Annotated in this window: 16 protein-coding genes; 2 read left to right on the top strand and 14 right to left on the bottom strand. The window is 60.9% G+C overall.

Going from position 1 to position 17,976, the window contains the following annotated elements; all coding sequences use genetic code 11:
* The first annotated feature begins 64 nt into the window (after positions 1-64).
* Entirely contained in the window at positions 65-1,318 is a 1,254-nt protein-coding gene (locus tag OKW98_RS11195) for a M20/M25/M40 family metallo-hydrolase (protein ID WP_265389211.1), read from the top strand.
* A 21-nt stretch (positions 1,319-1,339) separates the two neighbouring features.
* On the opposite strand, the gene OKW98_RS11190 is transcribed toward OKW98_RS11195, so the two are convergent.
* The 5 genes from OKW98_RS11190 to OKW98_RS11170 all read right to left on the bottom strand — a co-directional run bounded on the left by OKW98_RS11190 (position 1,340) and on the right by OKW98_RS11170 (position 6,457).
* Positions 1,340-2,272: a ketopantoate reductase family protein gene (locus OKW98_RS11190; RefSeq protein ID WP_265389210.1), complete on the bottom strand. Its 933-nt coding sequence runs from the start codon at positions 2,270-2,272 to the stop codon at positions 1,340-1,342.
* A 181-nt stretch (positions 2,273-2,453) separates the two neighbouring features.
* On the bottom strand, positions 2,454-3,821 hold the full coding sequence (locus OKW98_RS11185; RefSeq protein ID WP_416148307.1) for a pyridine nucleotide-disulfide oxidoreductase: 1,368 nt from the start codon (positions 3,819-3,821) through the stop codon (positions 2,454-2,456).
* A 988-nt stretch (positions 3,822-4,809) separates the two neighbouring features.
* Positions 4,810-5,268 carry a hypothetical protein gene (locus OKW98_RS11180; RefSeq protein ID WP_265389208.1) on the bottom strand — a complete coding sequence of 153 codons (459 nt, stop codon included), beginning with the start codon at positions 5,266-5,268 and terminating at the stop codon, positions 4,810-4,812.
* Positions 5,269-5,354: 86 nt separating this feature from the next.
* A complete protein-coding gene (locus OKW98_RS11175) occupies positions 5,355-5,615 on the bottom strand; it encodes a DUF1652 domain-containing protein (RefSeq protein WP_265389207.1) in 261 nt (86 codons plus the stop codon).
* 365 nt (positions 5,616-5,980) lie between these two features.
* Positions 5,981-6,457 (bottom strand): GNAT family N-acetyltransferase, encoded by a 477-nt coding sequence (locus tag OKW98_RS11170; RefSeq protein ID WP_265389206.1) that lies wholly within the window; start codon positions 6,455-6,457, stop codon positions 5,981-5,983.
* Between the two features lie 343 nt (positions 6,458-6,800).
* Here OKW98_RS11170 and OKW98_RS11165 point away from each other — a divergent pair, with 343 nt between their 5' ends.
* Positions 6,801-7,733: a hypothetical protein gene (locus tag OKW98_RS11165; RefSeq protein WP_265389205.1), complete on the top strand. Its 933-nt coding sequence runs from the start codon at positions 6,801-6,803 to the stop codon at positions 7,731-7,733.
* A gap of 670 nt (positions 7,734-8,403) precedes the next feature.
* Here OKW98_RS11165 and OKW98_RS11160 read toward each other — a convergent pair.
* The 9 genes from OKW98_RS11160 to OKW98_RS11120 form a co-directional block, all read right to left on the bottom strand.
* Complete coding sequence (locus tag OKW98_RS11160; protein WP_265389204.1) at positions 8,404-8,727, bottom strand: hypothetical protein; 324 nt, start codon at positions 8,725-8,727, stop codon at positions 8,404-8,406.
* A gap of 157 nt (positions 8,728-8,884) precedes the next feature.
* Positions 8,885-10,168 carry a C4-dicarboxylate TRAP transporter large permease protein DctM gene (gene dctM, locus OKW98_RS11155; protein WP_265389203.1) on the bottom strand — a complete coding sequence of 428 codons (1,284 nt, stop codon included), beginning with the start codon at positions 10,166-10,168 and terminating at the stop codon, positions 8,885-8,887.
* Positions 10,168-10,800 (bottom strand): TRAP transporter small permease, encoded by a 633-nt coding sequence (locus tag OKW98_RS11150; protein ID WP_265389202.1) that lies wholly within the window; start codon positions 10,798-10,800, stop codon positions 10,168-10,170. Before OKW98_RS11150 ends, dctM begins: the two co-directional genes overlap by 1 nt.
* Positions 10,801-10,919: 119 nt before the next feature.
* Positions 10,920-11,918, bottom strand: a complete 999-nt coding sequence (locus tag OKW98_RS11145) for a TRAP transporter substrate-binding protein (protein ID WP_265389201.1) — start codon at positions 11,916-11,918, stop codon at positions 10,920-10,922.
* Positions 11,919-12,097: 179 nt separating this feature from the next.
* Complete coding sequence (locus tag OKW98_RS11140; protein WP_265389200.1) at positions 12,098-12,922, bottom strand: HpcH/HpaI aldolase/citrate lyase family protein; 825 nt, start codon at positions 12,920-12,922, stop codon at positions 12,098-12,100.
* Between the two features lie 167 nt (positions 12,923-13,089).
* A complete protein-coding gene (locus OKW98_RS11135; protein ID WP_265389199.1) occupies positions 13,090-14,289 on the bottom strand; it encodes a CaiB/BaiF CoA transferase family protein in 1,200 nt (399 codons plus the stop codon).
* A 178-nt stretch (positions 14,290-14,467) separates the two neighbouring features.
* The gene (locus OKW98_RS11130; protein ID WP_265389198.1) at positions 14,468-15,817 is read right to left on the bottom strand and encodes an MmgE/PrpD family protein; all 1,350 of its coding nucleotides are present in this window, start codon (positions 15,815-15,817) and stop codon (positions 14,468-14,470) included.
* A gap of 10 nt (positions 15,818-15,827) precedes the next feature.
* Complete coding sequence (locus OKW98_RS11125; RefSeq protein WP_265389197.1) at positions 15,828-16,991, bottom strand: acyl-CoA dehydrogenase family protein; 1,164 nt, start codon at positions 16,989-16,991, stop codon at positions 15,828-15,830.
* A gap of 63 nt (positions 16,992-17,054) precedes the next feature.
* Entirely contained in the window at positions 17,055-17,894 is an 840-nt protein-coding gene (locus OKW98_RS11120) for an FAS1-like dehydratase domain-containing protein (protein WP_265389196.1), read from the bottom strand.
* Between the last annotated feature and the right edge of the window lie 82 nt (positions 17,895-17,976).

The following is a 17,976-nucleotide window of genomic DNA, read 5'->3' as shown; positions in this document are numbered from 1 at the left end:
ACGATCCTGTACAACGGGCTAGGGTATCGGTCGAACCCCTCTCATGCCGCATCAAGGATCGACCATGACCTCGCCGCTTTCCCGTTCTCTTCTCGCCAGCGCGCTGGCCTTCGGTATCGCCTTTGGCGCAGCAGTCCCTGCCTTCGCCGAGCCCAACAAACAGGTCCAGGCGGATGCCGAGCAATCCAGGGACGAAGCGCTGAAGCTGCTGGAGCAGCTGGTCAATATCGATTCAGGCTCCGGCTACGAGCCGGGACTGACCCAAGTGCGTGACATCGTCGTCGCACAGCTCAAGGCGCTCGGCGCAACCATCGAGATGATCCCCAACACCGCGCCGGACAAGAGCGAGCATGTGGTCGCGACGCTCAAGGGCAGCGGCAAGGCAAAGATCCTGCTAATGGCGCACATGGACACCGTGTTCAAGGAAGGCTCCGCCGCCGCTCGCCCGTTCCACATCAAGGACGGCCGTGCGTACGGGCCTGGGGTGATGGACGACAAAGGAGGCATCGTCGCCGGTCTTTACGCGCTGAAGATTCTGAAGAAGCTCGACTTCAAGGACTACGCGCAGATCACCTTCCTGCTGGACGCCAGCGAGGAGACCGGCTCGGCTGCCGCCACCGCGCTGATTCAGAAGGTCGCCAAACAGCACGACGTGACCCTGAACCTGGAACCGGGACGCCCCGCCGACGGCCTGGTGATCTGGCGCAAAGGCAGCGCCACCGCAGTGGTCGAGGTCAAGGGCAAGGCGTCCCATGCCGGCGTCGCGCCGGAACTGGGGCGCAACGCGGCCATGGAAGTAGCGCATCAGATCCTGCAGCTGGGCAAGCTGGGCGATGCCGAGAAGAAGACCACGATCAACTTCACCGTACTCAACGCGGGCGATCGCACCAACGTGATCCCCGATCAGGCGACGGCCAAGGCCGATGTGCGCGCCGCCGTGCCGGAAGAATTCGACCGCATCGAGAAGGATCTGGCGCGGGTGTCGGCTGACAAACTGATCCCGGACACTGAGGTGACAACGCGCCTGGAGCGCGGTTTGCCACCGATGCCCCAGACGCCGGAAACCGACAAGCTGGTCGATATCGCCCAGGGCATCTACGGCGAGATCGGCCGCAAGCTGACCGTCGAAGGCAGCGGCGGCGCGGCCGATGCGAGCCTCTCGGCCGGGGTCGGCGTGCCCACACTGGACGGCTTCGGCATTGTGGGCGGCAACATTCACACGCCTGAGGAATATGCCGAAGTCGACAGCGTGTCGCCGCGCATCTACCTGCTGACGCGTATGATCATGGAGCTGGCGACGCACACTCCGGGCAAGTGAGCGACGCCTGCTCCCCGACCTTTAGGTGAGCCGTCGCGCCTCATAGGCGCGCAGGTGCAGATACACGTAGTCGAGTGCCGACAGTGATGCTTCAGCTGCCCTGTCGGCGCCTGGCCGCCGGGCAATCAGCTCACCGAACACATGCTGCACTTCAATCGGCGCACCGCGCTCGATGTCCCGGAGCATCGAGGCGGTCATCGTCGAGCCGGGCGCGGTCAGCATCGTCTCGAACCGTTGCCGGACCTCGCTGCGCAGCGGGTGCCCGACGTGGTTTGCCACCTCGGCGCACTCCTCCAGCAGTTTCAGAATCAGCCCTTCCCCACCACTGGCGACCACGTCGCCGATACTCGCGCGCATGGATCCGGTAATGCCGGCCCCGGTTGCGATGAAGCACCATTTTTCCCACATCTCCTGAGTGATCTGCTCACTCAGGATCGCGTCGAATCCTGCATTGCTCAGCGCCTCGGCAACGTGCTGAATGCGCGGGGTCAGTTCCCCGTCTCGTTCGCCAAAAGAAACCTGATTAGTGTCGTTCAAGTGCAGGATGGCGCCCGAGGCATCGCGGTCCAGGGAAATCAGGCATTGGCCGCCGAGCACGTTGGCGGGAGAGAACCGCTCGGCCAGGCGATCCAGATGCGCCATGCCATTGAGCAACGGCAGGATCAGCGTCTCCGGCCCCACCGCAGGCGCGAAGGACTCCATGGCGGTGCCGAGGTCGTAGGCCTTGCAACTGAGGATGATCAGGTCAAAGGGCGTGTCGAGCATCGCCGCCATGACCTGCGGCGGCGAAGGGTACTCGATGTTACCCAGCGGGCTGCGCACGATCAGCCCGTCGCGCTCCAGTTCCTGCGCGCGCGCTTCGCGCACCAGGAATGTCACGTCTCGCCCGACATCCAGCAATCGGCCGCCGAAATAGCCGCCGATCGCACCCGCGCCCACTACCAAAATACGCATTGGTCAGTTCCTGTTCGATGCAACGTCGAGGGTCAGGGAAAGAGAATAGATGAGCAGCCGGACTCTGGCGAACTGTCTATATGACGGCCCACATATATTTTGTTCAGGCTGCGTTACGGGCAAAAAAAATCCCGGGCTGCCTAACCAAAGGAGCGCCGGGATTCGCGTGTTGCAAGCAGAATCAGGATTGCGCGTTGACCAGCACGGGCCAGAGGAACGGCAGGCGTTCTTCGCTGCGACTGGACACCAGCCGCGGCGTCGCAGGGATCGGCTGCACGGCCGGGGTCTGCAAGCGGGTCAGGACTGAGTCGATCACCACGCCGCTGGCGTCGTGATGAAACTGCCAGACGCCGTAGATGCGGCCGTCAAACGACGCTTCGCTGCCCAGTCGCGGATCGACCCCCAGCCCTGCCCCGAGACCAAACAGGTGCAGGCCATGCAGACGCTGACCACTGACATCGAGCGGACAACCCGAAGGATCGGAATCCAGCCCGCCCTTGACCTCCATCAGCGTAATGGCCTCGCCACCGGCATGACTCAATGCCGGCAGCAACGGCTGATAACCGGTGCACTGAACGACAATGTCGGCTTCGGCCAGCGCTTGACGCGCGCGCTCGAATTGATCCGCCGGCCCCTGATGGGTTTGCAGCAACTGCACGCGCACACCGGTCTTGCCGATCTGTCCTTTGGACAGGGCTTCTCGCCCCACGTCCAGCGCCCGGTAGCGCAAACCGCCTGACCGGTTGACCCGACCCGACACCGGGCAGACATCCCTGGCCGCATCGAACACATAGCCCGCATCCATCGCCGCCTGAGCGGTTTCGTAAAACAGGCGGATTGGGGAACGGTGGACCAGCGTGACCTCCTCCAGGCCGGCAAACTCCAGGGCGTCGGCCAGGTTTTCCAGCACCGAGAACGCGCTGTGGGAGCCGCCTACGACGCACACCCGGCCCTTGGCCGCCAGCGTGGTCGCGAAGAGGTGGCGCAGTTGCACGGCATTCATTCTCAGCAGTGCATCGGCGCTCTGGATCTGCGCAGAAGGCGGCACTGCCAGGCTTTGATCCGCCAGGCTGTCGAGCAAGTGCTGCGGGTCCTGCCAGCCACCCAGATTGAGCACGACTGCGCGGCTGCGAATGCGCCGACTGCGACCTTCGGACTCGACCCACACTTGGTAATCGTCGCCTTCGCGCACGATTTCGGTGATCGTTGTGCTGCGCCATACCTTCACGCCGTAGCGTTCGACGATAAAGTCGAGCACCAGCTTCGAGGCTTCCGCCAGCAGTTCAGCGACATCCGCCAATTGCGGCGCGCTTTGCGCCTGACGACGGATGCGCCAGTAGGCAGGCGAATGTTCGAGGGGTTCGAAGACATCACGCAAAGCGGGGTCGCGCAGGCAATCAAGGAACACATCGCCCACCGAGTTGGCGGTGATCCGGTAATCGCCCAAACGACCCGTGCCCGGCGTGGGACTTGCGTCGACAATGATTAAACCTTCCTTGGCCAGTTCTGGCATGGCGCCACTTTTCAACGCATTGAAAAGCAGTCCCATGCCTGCAGGTCCGGCACCTCCTACTACGCAACCGCAAACGGTTTCCAGATGATCTCCTTGCATAACTGTCACTCCACGCTGGGTCGTTACCGTATCGCCGCTTGCGTTATAAACCGCCGCACTTACATGCGCGTTCAACCGCTACCGCTGAAGCGATGTCTGGACTTTCAAGTTGAAAAAATAAATAAGCCGTTACTGAACTACTGCACTTTAAGGCATGACTACCGCTGTGATTTGGGTGACGTTGGCGGCCGTGGTAGGCCGATGATCAACGCGTGGTCGAACAATCGGCGCAGGCTCTGGAACGACGCTTGCCGGGGGGCGGCTCATCTTCCGAGCCCGCACGGGTGCCGATTATTTGCGCTGTCCGTTCTCAGGTTTCCCGGGAGACGCTACCGCCAACTCATCGCGCGTCTGAAAGAATTAATCCTGGAACAGGAAGTTCGTGCGCTTGCACTAAGCGCAGTTCATCTAAGTTGAAAACGTAACGTGATGGTGGCAAAGAACAGACGAAGTGTCAATTTTCTGAAACCACATTAAAACGCACAATTCAATGACCTAACTCATTGATTTAATTTGTGATTTAAAATATGACGCCATTAAGCCGTCGCCGTGGCGTGCGCCCATGGATTAATAAAATAAGAAGGTTTGGCAATTTAATGTGAGGTGACGGGTCGCTAATTGATATAAGTGGCTTTCTTTGCAACATGCACCCTGCTTTAGCGTCAGCCTTCGTGTGCACTTTTATACTGTTGAGGTTCCGTCGTATTTATTGACGTCAGCATTATTAATCCTACTGACTACCCTCACTCTCTTCGACATCAGAGGCAGGCACAGCCATATCCGATGAAATGAAGAGGATGTTAACTGGCGATGAGGGCTATTCCCTGTTCGTGAGCACGATGCTGTTCGAGACTAAGGCGAAGAGCAGTACACGCTGCTCTTCGGGCATGAGCACCGTCGCCGGATGCATTGAGGGAGGTTGGCTCTACTGCCTGTCGTTATGCACGTGGATCGCCTGCGCGATACCCAGCGGCTTGCCGGCGCGATTATCAGGAGCGCCAAGGGGTGAAGGGTGTAGAGGCGGCGAACTGAACAGCCGCGTCGCTGCCGAAGCTGACGCTTCTTCAGGGGTGGCGTACTCGGCGCTCGTGGTTTGATTCGGCGGCAGAATGGCGGCGCCGTAGCGCAGGCCTTCCACCTGAGGCTTGACTTCCAGCACCGGCTCGGGCGGCAGCAGCTGTTCCCGCTCCAGGGACGTCATAGGCGGTCGAAAGCTGGCATTTCGCGTTTCCAGATGCTCAAGCATCGTGACAATCGTCGCCGCGCCCACCACCACAATACTCAGCAGGCAGCCGACGCCGATCATTATCTTGCGACGACGGCGCGACGGCGCGGCTCGTTCCTGCTGTTTTAACGCCTCGATCTCGGGTTGCGCGTGGGCCATGCAAATCCTCAATATCCCGCCTGGCCGCTTCGGGCCGATGCAGACCAACATAAGGCCGAACGGCGATTATTGCTAGAGCCCAGCGCTCAGCTCGCCAATGCGTGGGGGTAATGCCTGGCCTTCTCGAGTTCAGCCTGCAGGTCACGGATCAGCACGCACAAGGCGTGGCTGTTATCGAGGGAGTCCAGGGCAATATTGGAAGCGAACAGTTCAACATGCTCGGTGGCGGGGTCGACGATTTCAACCGTCATCCGATCCTCCAGCACGGTGCAGTTGCAACGCATGGGTAGAAACGCGCTTTCTATGATGCTGCGCAGTTCAAGGTTAGAGAGCGTACAGGCAATCATCGTCAATCCTCCACAGGCAGGACTGGGTGATGCGTTCAGCCACTCGCCTGACTATAAATAACCACTTCCACAACCGTGGAAATGTTTCCCATGCCCCGGTCGGCATTGCGCGCCGCATTCGGGGATATCCAAGTTATACGCCGCGCCCCAACGTGAAGCAAACAGCCGCCATCGCCCGTATTTAAGTGCGCCAGACGCAGGATGTCTCTACAAAATCGATTCACCGGAGCAGAACGTTCCGCGTTAATCGTTTAATTGGCGGGGTAAGGGGATTAATCAGCGAGACCGAGCGAAAGATTTGCTCAGCCATTCGTCGGTCATTCCTGGAACGACCGACGAATAACGTCATTTACCGGTTGCGAGGATCAGCTGCGAGGCAACTTGAGATGAATGAGGGCAACGCGAGCGCCCTTCTTGTCCAGACGCTCTTCAATCGCGAAAGGTTTGAAACCCAGCTTGGGGTAGAAGAGCAGTCCGGGGACGTTATGGTTGAAGCACGAAGCGGTCAGTTCCGCCGCTTCGTGTTTGCCAAACGCCAGTTCCATCATGCAGCCGATCATGTAGCGGCCGACGCCTTTGGAGCGAAAGCGCGGGTCAATGATGACGTTGCCCATGGAGCAACGGCCTCTGAAGTCATAGCGGGAGAAGTTCGCAAATCCTACGACCTGGCCGTCCAGCTCGATGACCGTGTTGTCCGAGCGCTGCTCAATGGATTCGTTGAGCTGATCCGGCGTCAGCGGGAAGACCGCCTTGGGGAACATATAGAAGAGCTCGTCAATGCTCTGGGGCATGTCGCAGATGAAAGGGACGTCTTTTTCTTCCAGGGGGCGATGGACAAACATGCTGGGTTACCTCTCGAAGAAACAGGAGCCGTGGGCGGACTATAGCTGTCAACCCGCGGGGCTGAGGTTATAAGACACCAATCAGGCGCAAATGTGCCGGAATGTTGCGAGTGGGCGGAATTCGCCGCAGGAGATTGTCGCAAACCTCTGACAGTCATGGAAATCCCGTCACCGGGCAGAACGCATCCGCTGTTTTGAGAGGTTCATGCAATTTGCACGGATCTTTGCAGCGCATATTTTTTCAGGTCATTGATTTAATTGGAATTTTATTAGGATTCGGGACTGGCACAGGCGATGCACCATATTGGGGAGAAGTACAACATCATTCGCACGGAGCAGCACAATGAACGTCTCACCTGATTCTTATCCTGCCGCTGTAGAAGAATCCACCTCGGTCTCAGGCGTGTCCTGGGGTGCCATCTTTGCTGGCGCTGCCGGCGCCGCCGCGTTGTCGCTTATCCTGGTTCTGCTGGGATCCGGCCTTGGTTTCTCGGCGATGTCGCCATGGGCCAACGAAGGCGCCAGCGCGAAGACCATCGGGATTTCCACTGTTGTCTGGCTCGCGCTGACGCAAATCGTCGCCTCCGGTCTTGGCGGTTACCTGGCCGGCCGCCTGCGCGTCAAATGGGCCAACATGCACGGTGACGAAGTCTACTTCCGTGACACCGCGCACGGCTTCCTGTCGTGGGCTGTCGCTACGCTGGTCGCTGCCGTGTTGATCGTCGGTTCGGTCAGCGGCATCGTGGGCAGCGGCGTAAAAGCCGGCGCCACTGCGGTGGCCGGTGTTGCAGGTACTGCCGCCACCGCGGCCGGTTCTGCAGCGGGCAATACCGGCAGTGATCAATATGGCTACTACATTGATTCGCTGTTCCGCGATGATCGCCCTACGTCAGTGAGTGATGATGCTGCCCACGGCGTTGTGGTGCGTATTTTCACCAAGACCATGGCCAATGACGGTCAGCTGGCGCCGGAAGACCGTACTTATCTGGCACAGCTGGTCGCTCAGCGTACCAATCTGAGTCAAGCCGATGCCCAGGCCCGTGTTGATCAGGTTTACGGTCAGGCCAAGCAGGCTGTTGCGGATGCCAAGTTGAAAGCTCAACAGGCCGCCGATGCTGCCGCGAAGGCCGCTGCGATGGCTGCGCTGTGGACATTCGTTTCGCTGCTCTGCGGTGCATTTGTGGCAAGCCTCGCTGCCATCTGGGGTGGTCGTCGCCGTGATGCAGTGACCTATGTCGAAACCCGTGCTTATACCAATACTTCCAGCATTCGCTGATTAAGGAGAGTCATCATGCGTTCACTACTTCTGTGGTTCCTCGGCATTCCAATCCCGATCATTATTTTGATTGCACTGTTTGTGCATTGATTGAGTGATTGATTAAAGATCCGCGCTGTTCTCTCAGAGGCAGCGCGGATTTTTTTCGTCTGATGGAAAGTGAGCTTGTGAGTGTTAGAGATCAGGAGCATCTGCCTGGGGGCAGATTGTTTCGCCTTCGGCGACTTACTTTTGAAAAGCACCAAAAGTAAGCAAAAGTGCCTGCTCTCGGTTGGGCCCTTCCTTCGTCAGGGTTCCTTCACTCCGGTCCCGCTCCGTGGGCACGCGCCGAACGGACATCCATGTCCTGACGGCGCTCTCGCCGCATCCATGCGGCTCGGCCCACTGCGCGAGACCTGCGTTCAGCCTGCACCCAAGTCGCGATTGGTGTCGTCTGAACTATTTGTGTACAAAAATCAAAAGCATTGCGCAGATCAAGAGCTTCCCGGCTGAAGCCGGTCCTACAGTCGGGGATACCGCACTTTCATTGTCTGATCGTTTCTGATCGTTCCCACGCTCCGCGTGGTAACGCAGGCCCAGACGCTCCGCGCCCCTCACACCACGCGCAGTCGACCTGGAGAGTGGACGCGGAGCGTCATGAAATGCATTCCCACGCGTAGCGTGGGAACGATCAAAGAAAGTCCTTCGGCGTGATGAAGATATTCTGTAGGAGCGCGCTTGCCCGCGAATTGCGGTGGGTCTGCGGCACCTGTGTGGCTGACAGGATGCCATCGCGGGCAAGCGCGCTCCTACAGTGAATGTGCATGCGGTCAGTGGGACCGGCTTTAGCCGGGAAGCCTTCGATCTGCTCTTGATCTTCCTGCGCAAACATTTCAGACGACGCGAAACGCGACTTGGGTGCAGGCCGAACGCAGACGACGCGCAGTGGGCCGAACCGCATGGATGCGGCGAGAGCGCCGTTGCGGACATGGATGTCCGTTCGGCGCGGGTCCACGGAGCGTCGTCGGAGTGAGGAAACCCTGAGGAACGAAGGGCCAAACCAGGAGAAGGCACCCTTGGTTACTTGGGGTGCTTTTCCAAGTAACTCGCCGAAGGCGAAACGTCTGCCCCTAGGCAGACGCCTGTGATCTTGATCTTAGCCACGCCATCCATCAAGGCATCCCCAACCAGTTCGGCAGCGCCAGAGAGATGAAGGGCACGTAGGTCACCAGCAGCAGGAACACCAGCAGGATCGACAGCCATGGCAACGCCGCGCGAATGGTCTCGCCCAAGGTCAGGCCGGTCACCGCAGACGTCACGAACAGGTTGAGCCCCACCGGTGGGTGAACCAGTCCGATCTCCATGTTGACCACCATGACGATGCCCAAGTGAATCGGGTCGATGCCGAGCTTCATCGCGATCGGGAAGAAGATCGGCGCCAGGATCAGGATGATTGCCGACGGCTCCATGAAACTGCCGGCGACCAGCAGGACGATGTTCACCATGATCAGGAAGCCGATCGGGGTGAGGCCTTCGGAGATGACCCAGGCAGTGATCTGCTGCGGGATCTGCTCCGTGGTCAGGACGTGGGCGAAGAGCATGGCGTTGGCAATGATGAACATCAGCATGATCGACAGCCGACCGGACTCCAGCAGCACTTTCGGGCAGTCCTTGAAACTCATGTCCTTATAGACGAACAGCGCGATGAACGCCGAGTAGACCGCCGCCACCGCCGCCGCTTCGGTCGGGGTGAACATGCCGCTGTAGATCCCGCCGAGGATGATCACCAGCAGCATCAAACCCCAGAACGCACGTTGCGCCGTGTGCAGCCACTGGCGAAAGGTCACCCGTGGCTGGGCCGGAAGCTTTTTGACCCGGGCGACGATGTAGATCACCACCATCAGCGCCAGGCCCAACAGGATGCCGGGGATCACGCCGGCGATGAACAACTTGCCGACCGAGGTCTCCGTGGCAGCGGCGTAGACCACCATCACGATGGATGGCGGAATCAGAATGCCCAGCGTACCGGCGTTGCAGATGATCCCGGCGCCGAACTCCTTGGGATAACCTGAGCGCACCATGCCGGCAACGGCGATTGAACCCACGGCGGCAACGGTGGCAGGCGATGAACCGGACAACGCCGCAAACAGCATGCACGCCAGCACCGCCGCAATCGCCAGGCCACCACGGATGTGGCCGACGCAGGCGTTGGCGAAATCGATCAGCCGCTGCGCGACGCCGCCGGTGGTCATGAACGCGCCGGACAACAGGAAGAACGGAATCGCCAGAAAGGTATAACTGTCGGAGGTTTCGAACAGTTTGATCGCCAGCGAACTCAACGAGTCCGGGCTGAACAGCAGGATCGAAACAGCGCCGGCCAAGCCCAGGGAAATGGCGATGGGCACGCCCAGGAACATGAAAACGAATAACAACAGGAACAGGCAGATAACGGTCATCAGTGCTGCTCCTCGGCAGGGTTGGCGAGTTTGCTCGCTTCAGCTGCTTCGTCAGCCAGACCCAACCCGGTCTGCCGGTGCGTCCAGATGCGGTAAAAGATTTCCAGGTAGCGAGCGATCACAAGGCCAAAGCCGATCGGCACGATGACCGTGATATACGCGACCTTGATGCCGAACCGATCAAGGTCCTCGGCACCGATGCCGGCGACGAACAGCGCCGACACCCACTTGTAGCTGGCGACGAGGAACAATCCGGCGTACGCCAGGCAGCAGCCGCACGCCAGCAGGGCGAGCACCCGCTGCACCGGCTTGCTGGTCTTCTTGACCAGCGCGTCGACGCCCAGGTGGCCGGCGGTACGAACGCCGTAGGAAATGCCGAAGAAGATCAGCCAGCCAAACAGGGCTTTGGTCAGCGACACGCTCCAGGTCATGGTTTGGGCGTAACCCATCAGGTGGTCGCCGATGCCGGCAAAGAAATTGCTGCTGACCGCCCATTGATCGCTGAGGGAGTAAAACACGGTGTAGATGTTGTTCAACGCCACGTAGACGAAAGTCACGAGGGTCATGGCAGCCAGCAGGAAGGCGATGATGCCCTCCTCCAGATGCTCCCAGAGTCGCGTCAGCGGGTGCATAAGCATTCTCCGAACGAAGCCGAACGTAGCCGGGTGTAGAGACGGCCGTGGAGGCGGACACGCATGATTCAAGTGGCCGCCGGGCCGTTACGGTCTGTATCGAGAAACGGCTGGAGGGCTCAAGGCGCCTTGTTCGAATCGTCAGCGGCCTTGATCAGGTCGGCACCGATTTCGTCGGAGAATTTGTCCCAGACTGGTTTCATGACATCCCGCCATTTGCCGCGCTGCTCGGGGGTAAGCGTCACGATTTCGCTGGTCTTGGCATCGATGATTTTCTGCTTGGCCGTCTGGTTCAACGCTTCGGCCTGCTTGTTCACCTCGACCGTGACCTGATCCATGATCTTTTGCAGTTCGTCACGCACGTCCGGCGGCAGACCGTTCCAGAACTTGGAATTGGTGATCACCATGTAGTCGATCAGGCCATGGTTGGACTCTGTGAAGAACGGCTGCACCTCGTTGACCTTCTGGCTTTCGTAGTTGGACCAGGTGTTTTCGGTGCCGTTGACGGTGCCGGTCTGCAGGCCCTGATAGACCTCGGCGAAGCTCATCTTGCGCGGGTTGGCGTGCAGGGCGACGAATTGGGCCTCAAGCACGCTGGACGCTTGAACACGGAATTTCAGGCCACGGGCATCTTTGGGTTCAACCAGTTTTTTGTTGGCGGACAGTTGCTTCAGCCCGTTGTGCCAATAGGCCAGACCATGAATGCCTTTGTCGTCCATCGAAGTCAGCAACGCCTTGCCCTGGGGACCCTGCTGGAAGCGATCGACGGCGGCGAGGTCGTTGAACAGGAACGGCAGGTCGAAGATTTGTACTTTCTTGGTGTACTGCTCGAATTTGGCCAGGGACGGCGCAAGCATCTGCACGTCGCCGAGCAGCAAGGCTTCCATTTCCTTGCCATCACCGAACAGCGAAGAGTTGGGATAGACCTCGACTTTGACTTTGTCTTTCAAGGCCGGGTCGGCGGCGACCATCTTCTGGAAGAGCAACGCGCCCTGCCCCTTTGGCGTGTTTTCCGCCACCACATGGGCAAACTTGATCGTGATCGGGTCCGCGGCCTGTGCGAGACTCGCCACGGACATCGCAGCCGCGCAGAAGAGCGCTTTGGTCAGCTTCAACATCGATATCACCTTTTTATTTTTGTATGAACTTATGTTGGCAGGAGCAGGTTGAGCCCATGAGCATAGTGCAACTCCACCATGACGAAGCCCCGGTGTTTAGAGAATCTGCTTTTGTGTAAACCGGCGTTCATCAAAGCCGAACGCTGACAACAGCGGGTGTAAGTCGAAAAAACCCTGGCTCATCCCGCCGCCTGCGCAAGCAAACGCTGCGCCCGCAGCAACACCGGCGCGTCGACCATTTGCCCTTCGAGCTGAAACGCACCTGCCCCCTTGGCCGCTGCGCTGGCCTTGATCACCTTTTGCGCCCAGTTCAAGTCATCGGCGCTGGGTGCCAAGGCGGCATGGATCACCGGCACCTGCGCCGGATGGATGCACAGCGCGCCGCCATAACCCATGTCGTAGGCGTGGCGAATGGCACGGTGCAAACCCTTCGGGTCGCCGATGGCCGGGTGCACGCCGTCCAGCGGTGGCAACAGGTCAGCGCCCCGTGAATGCAGTTGCACCGACATCCGCGCCTGATCGAGAAACATCTGCGCGGCGTGGGTGCCGCTGTTGAGGTTCAGGTCCAGCGCCAGGTCGAGCCCGCCAAACGACAAACGCTCGACACCCTCGGCATGGGCGATCTGCTCAAGGGCCAGCAAGCCCTTGGCGCTTTCGATGATCGGCAGGACCGGTTTGCCTGTCTGCCAGACCGCCGCGACGTGAGCCGCGCTTTCGACTTTCGGCAGGAGCACCCCGGCCACGCCAGCGTGCTGTCGGCAAAACGCTAGATCATCGGCGTGTTCGGCATGACTCGGCGCATTGACCCGCACCCACACGGAGGCTTGCGGGTTGCCGTTCAAGAACGCCGCAAGATTGTCCCGGGCCTGGCGCTTGAGGGGTTCTTCGACGGCGTCTTCGAAATCGACGATCACCGCGTCAGCGCCCGCCGCCAGCGCCTTGGCAAAACGGTCGGGCCGACTGCCGGGGACGAACAGCGCGGAGCGGATGGTGGGTTGTGGCATGGTCGAAGCTCCTGAAAAAGGGTTGTCATCGCGACGCTGTGGGCGCTTGCTCGCAATGACTGCATTCCATCCGTTAAAGCTGTGGCGGATGTTGCAGCCATTTCGCGGGCAAGCGCGCTCCTACAGTTGCGGGGGGCGACGGCGAATCCGCACGGCAACGGAGAGCTTCAGACCACCCCGCCCGCCGCCATCCGCGCCTGGTCTTCAGCCGAAAACCCCAGCTCGCCGAGGATGCTGCCGGTGTGCTGGCCCAGGCCCGGCACGCCCTCCATGCGCGGCGTGAACGCGGTGTTGTGGCCCGGCGGCAGCAGCGACGGCAGCGGGCCGGACGGGCTGTCGACTTCGCGCCAACGATCACGCGCCTTGAGCTGCGGGTGGTCCCAGACGCCTTGCATGTCGTTGACCCGGGCGTTGGCGATCTGCGCGTCTTCCAGGCGGGCAACCACGTCATTGACGCTCAAGTCGGCGAAACCATCGACGATGATCTGCCGCAGTGCCTCGCGGTTTTCCGAGCGTTTGAAATTCGCGGAAAATCGCTCGTCGTTGGCCAGCGCCGGATCGAGCAGGACCTTCTCGCAGAACAGCGCCCACTCGCGCTCGTTCTGCAGGCCCAGCATGATCGTGCCGCCCCCGCCGGTGGGAAACGGCCCGTAAGGATAGATCGTCGAGTGTGAGGCGCCAGCCCGTGGCGGTGGCGGCGCGCCGTTGTAGGCGTAATACATCGGGTAGCCCATCCACTCCACCAGGCTTTCGAGCATGCTCACGTCGATGCGGCTGCCCTCCCCGGTTTTGTCCCGCAGCATCAGCGCCGACAGAATCCCGGTGTAGGCGTACATGCCGGCGGCGATGTCGGCGATGGAGCAACCGGCCTTGGCCATCTCGTTTTCGCCGGGGCCACCGGTGACCGACAAAAAGCCGCCTTCGCTCTGGATCAACAGGTCATAGGCCTTCTTCTTCTCGTAAGGCCCGCCTTCGCCGTAGCCGGAAATGTCACAGACGATCAGGCGCGGGAAGCGCTCATGCAACGTTTCGAATGACAGCCCCATGCGAGCAGCGGCGCCGGGCGCCAGATTCTGTACCAGCACGTCAGCCTTGGCGAGCAGTGACTCAAGAATGTCGCCGGCCTCGTCCTGCTTGAGGTCCAGGGTCAGGCTTTCCTTGGAGCGATTGGTCCAGACGAAATGCGAGGCCAGGCCGTCGACGCGCTGGTCGTAGCCACGGGCGAAATCGCCGACGCCGGGGCGCTCGACCTTGATCACGCGGGCGCCCAGATCCGCCAGTTGCCGGGTGCAGAACGGCGCCGCAATGGCGTGCTCGAGGCTGACGACGGTGATGCCATCCAGAGGACGCGGGGGTTGTTGAGTCATGTTAGTAAACCTCTTCACAGTCCCTTGTAGGAGCGTGGCTTGTCCCGCGATCTGCTGCGAAGCAGCAGCAAATCAGGAAATCCGGGTATGCCTGACACCACTCGGTGTCTGGTTTTGCTGCCGGTGACCGGCAGGTCGCGGGACAAGCCACGCTCCTACAAGGGGAATGCGTGTGCTGTTAGATCAGGTCGGTCAAATCCTGCGCGTCGCGCAGCTGCCAGATCCGCTGGATCAATGCCGCGCCCTGCTCCACCGTGCGTGCGCCGGAGAACGCCAGCAGGCGCTGAACCTTGTCCTCCAGTTCAGGACGCGACAGGGTGTTGCCCGGATCGCCCTTCGGCTCATCAATACCAGCGCTCAGAATCCGGCCATCGGTGGTGGTCACGATCACCCGACCCAGCCAGCGCGCCGGATAGGCGCCATCCACTTCCGGGTCCAGCTCCATCGTGACCTTTTCGCGGAAGGCGGCGACGTCGGCATCGGTCAGGGCCAGGTCGCGGAATTCGATCAACTGCGCACTGCCGTGGACCGCAATCAGTCCGAGCACCGCGCCCATGGAAAACTTCGCCTGATGCACGGTCTGCGGCACGTCGACCCGGCCGAGCACATCAATGGCGCCCTGATGAACCCGTGTGACCACCTTGGCGATCTGCTCATGGCGCAGGCCTTCGCGCTGCATCAGGTGCAGCAACGCATCAGCGGCCGGATGGGTATGGCGGCACGAAGCGTGAAACTTGAACGAGGTCTCGACCAACGCCCAACGGCTGCCGAGGCGATCGGACAGCTTGGCGGGATCACTGTCGCTGGACATCCCTGCCGCCATGCCCTGATCGCCTTCGAGAATATTCCGTGCGCCGGTCAGGCCGTCTTCGGTGAGGTACGCCGCCAGCAGGCCATCGGCCGCAGCCTTGGCGGTGTGCAGCTGTTTGGAGTCGGCTGCGTCACGCAGAAACTCCCACAGCCCGGCGGCCTGGGTGCCCGCCGTGCCCAGCAGGTTGATGAACTGCTCTTTGTCGAAGTTCAGCAGCTTGCCGACCCCCACCGCAGCAGCCAGGGTGCCGACCGTCGCGGTGGTGTGGAAAATGCGGTAGTGGGAGCGGCCCATGAATTCGCCGATGCGGATGCCGGCTTCGTAACCGGCGACCGAGGCCAGCAATACATCCTGGCCGGTCTTGCCGAGGTCCTGGGCCGCTGCGAGCACCGCCGAGAACACCACCGTCGCCGGGTGCAGCACCGAGCTGTTGTGCAGATCATCCTGCTCGACCAGGTGCGACGACGCGCCGTTGACCAGCGCGGCGAAGTAGGCCGAGGTGCCGCGACCGCTGACCAGAATCTTCGCCTTGCCTTCTCGCGGGCCCATGCGTTCGGCGTAGCGCTCGAACAGCGGGATCGGCCGCGCGCCCTGGCTGGCCAGCGCCGAACCGATCCAGTCGAGGAACAGGTCTTCGGTGCGATCCAGCACGACGCCGGGAATCTGCTCGTAGGTCAGCTCGGCGAGGAAACCCGCCAATGCCTGGGTATGGCTCATCTCGGCGCCCTCAGAAGCTGCGTGGCAGGTCGAGCAAGTGCTCGGCGACGTAGGAAAGAATCAGGTTGGTGGAGATCGGCGCGACCTGATACAGGCGGGTTTCGCGGAATTTACGCTCCACGTCGTACTCGCAGGCGAAGCCAAAACCGCCATGGGTTTGCAGGCACGCATTGGCCGCCTCCCATGACGCTTTTGCCGCGAGGTACTTGGCCATGTTGGCGCTGGCACCGGCGTTCCTGCCGCTGTCGTATTCCTCGCAGGCACGCCAGCGCATCAGGTCCGCCGCTTCGATTTCGATGTGCGCTTCAGCGATGGGGAACTGCACGCCCTGGTTCTGCCCGATCGGGCGGCCAAACACCACGCGATCGCGGGCGTAGGCCGCCGACTTCTCGATGAACCAGCGGCCGTCGCCAATGCACTCGGCCGCGATCAGGGCGCGCTCGGCGTTAAGGCCGTCGAGGATGTAGCGGAAGCCCTTGCCTTCTTCGCCGATCAAGCTGTCTGCCGGCAGTTCGAGGTTGTCGAAGAACAGCTCGTTGGTCTCGTGGTTGACCATGTTGGCGATGGGCTGAACGGTCAGGCCGTTGCCGATGGCGTCGCGCAGGTCGACGAGAAAGATCGACATGCCTTCGGACTTCTTCGTCACCTCGGCCAGGGGCGTGGTGCGCGCCAGCAGGATCATCAGGTCGGAATGCTGCACCCGGGAGATCCAGACCTTCTGGCCGTTGATCACGTATTTGTCGCCCTGCTTCACCGCCGTGGTCTTTATCTTGGTGGTGTCGGTGCCGGTGCTCGGTTCGGTCACGCCCATGGATTGCAGGCGCAGTTCGCCGCTGGCGAGCTTGGGCAGGTAATAGCTTTTCTGCGCGTCGCTGCCGTGACGCAGCAGGGTGAACATGTTGTACATCTGGCCGTGCACGGTGCCGGAATTACCGCCGCAGGCGTTCACTTCTTCGAGGATCACCGAGGCTTCCGCCAGGCCCAGCCCGGACCCGCCGTACTCTTCGGGAATCATCGCCGACAGCCAGCCTTCATCAGTCAGCGCCTTGACGAAGGTTTCCGGGAAGCCTTTCTGTTCATCGATCTTGCGCCAGTATTCGGCGGGAAACTGCGCACACAGCGCGCGCACGCCGTCACGGATGGCATTGAGGTCTTCGTTTTCGTAGGGGTTCATGGTGTCCACTCGCATCGGCCGGCCCCCATAGGGTCGGCGCGCCTGGCTGTATAAAAGAAGGGTTCAGTCAAAAACGACTTCGGCGCTCTGGGCGACGCCGGCGTCATTGCCGGCCCACAGCTGCGCCTTGCCCGGCTCGACGATTCGTCCGCCCACGCGGAAGGCAGCAGGCACGTTCAACGGGCGCACACCGCGATAGGCGAAATGCCGCACACGCTTGTCGGGATGGGCGCGAATGAATGCACGCAGATTGAACGTAGCGATCATCGGCCCGTGCACGACCAGGCCGGAATAGCCTTCGGTGTCGGTGACGTAGGGGTAGTCGTAGTGAATGCGGTGGCCGTTGAAGGTAACGGCCGAGTAGCGGAACAGCAACGTCGACGTCGGCTCGATGACCTCGCTCCACTCGCCCTGCTCCGGCGCGTCGCCGCTGTTGAGTTTCGGCGGATTCGGCTCGCGGTAGACGATGTCCTGTTCTTCACGCACGCACAGCTCGCCGTGTTGCGAGTAGTCGTGGCGTACCGTCACGAAAAGCAGCGAGCCGGTGCGGCCGTGCTTTTCTTCTATGTGCAGAATCGTCGACAGGCGATGGGCATCGGCGCCGATTTTCAACGGCTGAATGAACTCGACGCGGCCACCGGCCCACATGCGATTACGATTGTCCGCCGGGGGCAGAAAGCCGCCACGGGCCGGGTGACCGTCGCCGCCGAGCTGCGCTTCGAACACTGGCTCCTGAAAAAAACACCACTGCCACAGCGGCGGCAATGCATCACCCACCGCGGGCGTGGGCTCGCCAAAGGTGGCCGCGATGCGCTTGATCAGGTTGACGCTCAGATGATCCTCGGCTTCTTCGGTGCGGCCAATCCAGGCGGTGAAATCCACGGGTGACTCTGCAGCGCTCATGGGCGGGAACCCTCAGGGTTTGTTGTTATGGCCCGATCATGGAAGTGCGCCGGCATTCTGTGAATTTGCATTTGCGTATAGC

Origin of the sequence: Pseudomonas sp. KU26590, assembly GCF_026153515.1 — a bacterium.
In the GTDB taxonomy this organism is placed as follows: domain Bacteria; phylum Pseudomonadota; class Gammaproteobacteria; order Pseudomonadales; family Pseudomonadaceae; genus Aquipseudomonas.
Note: the sequence above shows the minus strand (reverse complement) of the source record. Positions and strands in the feature narration are given on the sequence as shown.

Bases quoted from the DNA above. Each gene is read 5' to 3' on its own strand.
- OKW98_RS11195 (WP_265389211.1), top strand. From the start codon at position 65: ATGACCTCGCCGCTTTCCCGTTCTCTTCTCGCCAGCGCGCTGGCCTTC.
- OKW98_RS11190 (WP_265389210.1), bottom strand. From the start codon at position 2,272: ATGCGTATTTTGGTAGTGGGCGCGGGTGCGATCGGCGGCTATTTCGGC.
- OKW98_RS11185 (WP_416148307.1), bottom strand. From the start codon at position 3,821: ATGGGACTGCTTTTCAATGCGTTGAAAAGTGGCGCCATGCCAGAACTG.
- OKW98_RS11180 (WP_265389208.1), bottom strand. From the start codon at position 5,268: ATGGCCCACGCGCAACCCGAGATCGAGGCGTTAAAACAGCAGGAACGA.
- OKW98_RS11175 (WP_265389207.1), bottom strand. From the start codon at position 5,615: ATGATTGCCTGTACGCTCTCTAACCTTGAACTGCGCAGCATCATAGAA.
- OKW98_RS11170 (WP_265389206.1), bottom strand. From the start codon at position 6,457: ATGTTTGTCCATCGCCCCCTGGAAGAAAAAGACGTCCCTTTCATCTGC.
- OKW98_RS11165 (WP_265389205.1), top strand. From the start codon at position 6,801: ATGAACGTCTCACCTGATTCTTATCCTGCCGCTGTAGAAGAATCCACC.
- dctM (WP_265389203.1), bottom strand. From the start codon at position 10,168: ATGACCGTTATCTGCCTGTTCCTGTTGTTATTCGTTTTCATGTTCCTG.
- OKW98_RS11150 (WP_265389202.1), bottom strand. From the start codon at position 10,800: ATGCACCCGCTGACGCGACTCTGGGAGCATCTGGAGGAGGGCATCATC.
- OKW98_RS11145 (WP_265389201.1), bottom strand. From the start codon at position 11,918: ATGTTGAAGCTGACCAAAGCGCTCTTCTGCGCGGCTGCGATGTCCGTG.
- OKW98_RS11140 (WP_265389200.1), bottom strand. From the start codon at position 12,922: ATGCCACAACCCACCATCCGCTCCGCGCTGTTCGTCCCCGGCAGTCGG.
- OKW98_RS11135 (WP_265389199.1), bottom strand. From the start codon at position 14,289: ATGACTCAACAACCCCCGCGTCCTCTGGATGGCATCACCGTCGTCAGC.
- OKW98_RS11130 (WP_265389198.1), bottom strand. From the start codon at position 15,817: ATGAGCCATACCCAGGCATTGGCGGGTTTCCTCGCCGAGCTGACCTAC.
- OKW98_RS11125 (WP_265389197.1), bottom strand. From the start codon at position 16,991: ATGAACCCCTACGAAAACGAAGACCTCAATGCCATCCGTGACGGCGTG.
- OKW98_RS11120 (WP_265389196.1), bottom strand. From the start codon at position 17,894: ATGAGCGCTGCAGAGTCACCCGTGGATTTCACCGCCTGGATTGGCCGC.